4 protein-coding genes and 2 pseudogenes are annotated in these 3,789 nt (G+C 64.7%); 3 read left to right on the forward strand and 3 right to left on the reverse strand.

The features are described from left to right. Positions 1–379 precede the first annotated feature (379 nt). The gene (locus tag EOA36_RS30240; protein ID WP_127280611.1) at positions 380–988 is read right to left on the reverse strand and encodes a TetR/AcrR family transcriptional regulator; all 609 of its coding nucleotides are present in this window, start codon (positions 986–988) and stop codon (positions 380–382) included. A 98-nt stretch (positions 989–1,086) separates the two neighbouring features. Between EOA36_RS30240 and EOA36_RS30245 the strand changes: the two genes are divergently transcribed. Genes EOA36_RS30245 through EOA36_RS30255 form a run of 3 tightly spaced genes read left to right on the forward strand, consistent with a single transcriptional unit; the run spans position 1,087 to position 2,975 of the window. Then, entirely contained in the window at positions 1,087–2,100 is a 1,014-nt protein-coding gene (locus EOA36_RS30245; RefSeq protein ID WP_127280612.1) for an NAD(P)-dependent alcohol dehydrogenase, read from the forward strand. Between the two features lie 33 nt (positions 2,101–2,133). After that, positions 2,134–2,568 carry an OsmC family protein gene (locus EOA36_RS30250; protein ID WP_127280613.1) on the forward strand — a complete coding sequence of 145 codons (435 nt, stop codon included), beginning with the start codon at positions 2,134–2,136 and terminating at the stop codon, positions 2,566–2,568. 20 nt (positions 2,569–2,588) lie between these two features. Then, complete coding sequence (locus EOA36_RS30255) at positions 2,589–2,975, forward strand: nuclear transport factor 2 family protein (RefSeq protein WP_127280614.1); 387 nt, start codon at positions 2,589–2,591, stop codon at positions 2,973–2,975. 9 nt (positions 2,976–2,984) lie between these two features. On the opposite strand, the pseudogene EOA36_RS30260 reads toward EOA36_RS30255, so the two are convergent. Both EOA36_RS30260 and EOA36_RS38560 read right to left on the reverse strand, forming a co-directional pair. Beyond that, positions 2,985–3,582, reverse strand: a pseudogene (locus EOA36_RS30260) (LysE family translocator). A gap of 77 nt (positions 3,583–3,659) precedes the next feature. Continuing rightward, positions 3,660–3,789, reverse strand: a pseudogene (locus EOA36_RS38560) (YkgJ family cysteine cluster protein); the annotation flags it as partial.

Genomic DNA, 3,789 nt, shown 5'->3' on the forward strand with positions numbered 1-3,789 from the left:
CCTCGGTCGCCGGCCTGCTCGTCACCACCGAAGCCATGATCGCCGAAGCTCCGAAGAAGGACTCGGCTGGCGGCGGCATGCCTGGCGGCATGGGCGGCGGCGGCATGGGCGGCATGGGCGGCATGGACTTCTAAGAAGTCCATAAAGCACGCCCATGAATCCAAGTTGCTCAAGCCCGCTAGCGGGCTTGAGTGGCGGCATGGACTTCTAAGAAGTCCATAAAGCACGCCCATGAATCCAAGTTGCTCAAGCCCCCTAGCGGGCTTGAGTGGCGGCATGGACTTCAATCCAGCCAACTTGGCTTTATGCATACGGAAAGGGCGGCAGAAATGCCGCCCTTTTTCGTTTTGGCAGTTAACTCGGCCGGCACCTGCCTTTCTTAAGCGGCGCTCTCGGCCTGCTGCGCCACCTTGCCGGCGAGCACGGCCTGCTCGACGAGTGCAGCCACTTCGTCGGCCACGGCGTTGAGTGACGAGCGGTCGCGGGTGGCGCGGGCAATCACCATCAGGCCTTCCAGCGACGATTCGACCAGCAGCGCCAAAGCATGCGCGCGGCGCTCGGGCACCCCTGCCCTGACGAAGGCCTGCCGCAGCAGGCCGATCCACTGCTCGAAAGCTGAGCGGCAGATCTCTTCGAGCTCGGGCACGTCGTTCGGCGCATCGAGCACGACGGGCGCGATCGGGCAGCCGAGCGAAAACTCGTTGTCCTCCAGCATGCGGGCGACAGACTGGTAAATGTGGTGGACTGCGACCGCCGGATCGCTTTCCGTCGCCAGTTGGGCGCCCAGCCGCTCGGTCACGTCGGCCACGCTGGCGCGAGTCACCTCGATGACCAGTTGGTCCTTGCCGCCCGGGAAATGGAAATAGAGCGAGCCGCGCGGTGCGCGGCTGGCAGCCAAAATGTCGTTGAGCGAAGTGCCGTGATAGCCGCGCCGCCGCAAAAGCAGTGCCGTCGCCTCGATCATCCGCGTGCGTGTGTCTGTCGCCATGTCAACCTCTGTCAGGAGCGCGCATTATAGGGCTTGCCCCGAATATGACAATCGGTCTACATAATATGTAAATCGGTCTACATATTTGAGAGGCGACGATGCAAAGCTATCGGCTGGAAGGACAGGACGGCGGCCTCGACAGGCTGGCGATGCGCGAGGACGCGGTCGTCCAGCCGGGTCCGCGTCAGATCCTGATGCGGGTACGCGCCACCTCGCTCAATCGCCGCGACACGATGATCCTCAACGGCACCTATCCGCTGACGCCGCGAGCCGGCATCGTGCCGCTGAGCGATGGCGCCGGCGAAGTGGTGGCCGTCGGCGATGATGTCACCCGCTTTGCCGTCGGCGACCGTGTAACCGGCAGCTATTTCGCCCGCTGGATCGACGGCCGCATCAACGCCGGGCTGATCGACCAGCTCGGCTGCACGCTGGACGGCATGCTCGGTGAATACGCTGTGCTCGACGAGCAATGGGCGGTGCGGCTGCCTGAGCACCTCGACTGGCATGAAGCCGCGACATTTACCTGCGCGGGGCTGACAGCCTGGAGCGCGCTGACGGGCGCGGACGCCCCAAAACCCGGGCAATGGGTGCTGGTTATCGGCTCGGGCGGCGTCGCGCTGTTTGCGCTGCAGTTTGCCAAGCTGATGGGCTGCCGCGTGGCGGCCGTCACTTCCCGCGCCGAAAAATCCGACCGGTTGCGCGCACTCGGCGCCGACCTCGTCATCGCAACGGCCGAGACGCCCGATTGGGGCATGAAGCTGCGCGAGGCGACAGGCGGCATCGATTTGACTGTCGAGACCGGCGGGCCTGCGACCTTTATGCAATCGCTGATCGCAAGCTCCCTCTACGGACGCATCGTGCTGCTGACGGTCCAGGACCAGAAGGGCAGATCGGTCGAGATCCCAGCCGCCGTCTACCAGCGCAGTCTTGTCACCATCGGCCGCGTCTTCGTCGGCAGCCGCAGCGGCCTGGAGGCGATGCTTGCCGCCGTCGCGGCGCATCGCTTGAAGCCCGTCATCGACAAGATCTTCCCATTCGCCGAAGCGCGCGAGGCGTATCGGCATTTCATGCAGGGCGACGTGTTCGGCAAGGTCGTCATCGACGGCGCGTGAGCCCCCTATTCACCAACCAGAGGAGAGAAAGCAATGACAGTTCGCGACGCATCGGCCGAATGGCACGGCACGCTCAAGGAGGGATCCGGCCGGCTCAGGCTAGGCAGTGGCGCCTTCGAGGGCGCCTACTCGTTCCCGTCCCGCTTCGAAAACGGTCCGGGCACCAATCCGGAGGAACTGATCGCGGCCGCCCATGCCGGCTGCTTTTCGATGGCGCTCACCGCCGTGCTTGGCCGTGAAGGTCATATCGCAAGCGATATCCACACGATCGCAAAGGTGCATCTGGGCGCCACCGCGGCCGGACCGACGATTACCCGCATCGAGCTTGAGACGGAGGCGCATGTCGCCGGGCTTGCCGCAGCCGACTTCGAGCGGCTCGCGCAGTCGGCCAAGGCTGGATGCCTCGTCTCGCGGGCTCTGGCCGGTGTCGCAGCGATCACGCTGAAGGCGAACCTCGTAACTCACTAAGGACGGAAGGAGAAAATCCAGTGACCCAGGAATTGATCATCGACATCGCCATGGCCAACCGCTCCGGCGAAACGGCTGAAATCATGCGGCGCTATAATGACGTCTTCCAGCGCCACGACCCCTCGGCGCTCGACGAATTGGTGGCGCAGGACTGCGTGATCGAGAACACCACGCCGGCGCCGGACGGCGCACGCCGCGCCGGCAAGGCGGCCTGCGTCGAGCTGTGGTCGGCGATCGCCACCGCGCCCGGCACGCGCTTCGACCTCGAGGAGACTTTCGTGGCCGGCGATCGCGCCACGATCCGCTGGCGCTACTGGATGGCCGACGGCAGTTCGCTGCGCGGCGTCAACCTGATGCGCGTCGCGGAGGGGCGCATCATCGAGGCGATGGGTTACGTCAAGGGCTAGCCTGGTCGATCACCTGTCCGCCAGCGCCAGCTTGGCGCCGAGCATGACGAAGGCGCCGGCAAAAGTCCGGCGCATCCAGGTCAGCACCATCGGGCGCGACACGACGTGGCTGCGGATCGAGGCCGCGAAGATGCCGTAGCCGACGAAGACCACGAAGGTCAAAAGCATGAAGACCGAGCTGAGCTCAAGCATCTTCGACAGTGCATTGGGCTCGGTGGTGCTGACGAATTGCGGCAGGAAGGCGAAGAAGAAGATCGACAGTTTCGGATTGAGGACGTTGACGAGGATGCCGGTGGCGATCACCTTGCCGGCCGAACGCGGCGCGACATTTTCCTCGACGCTCAGGCCGCCCTTCTCCTTCAGCGTGTTCCAGGCCATGTAGAGCAGGTAGGCGACGCCGAGATATTTCAGGGTCTCTGGTGTGCAGCAGCGCCGCCAGGCCGGTGATGGCGGCCGCCATATGCGGAATGATGCCGAGCGTGCAGCCGAAGGCGGCAATGATCGAGGCCCGGGCGCCGCGCGAAAGGCCGGCGCTCAGCGTGTAGAGAACGCCGGTGCCGGGCGAAGCCACGACAATCAGCGACGTCAACAGAAATTCGATGCTCACGATGATCTCCTCCGGCGCCCTGCCCTGACGCAACCTAGCCAGCAAGCCAGGCGTGCACAAGCGACAGTCATTCGCTGCTAAGAGGTAGAAAATCCGAGCGCCCGGCGCGCCATCAGGCACTCGTCATCGCCAGGCATGCAGGCGCGGCAGACATCCGGTCGCAGTTCATAGATGGTGCAAGCGGTCGACTTGCCGACTTCGCCGGAC

Source organism: Mesorhizobium sp. M8A.F.Ca.ET.021.01.1.1, from assembly GCF_003998025.1.
Lineage (GTDB): Bacteria > Pseudomonadota > Alphaproteobacteria > Rhizobiales > Rhizobiaceae > Mesorhizobium.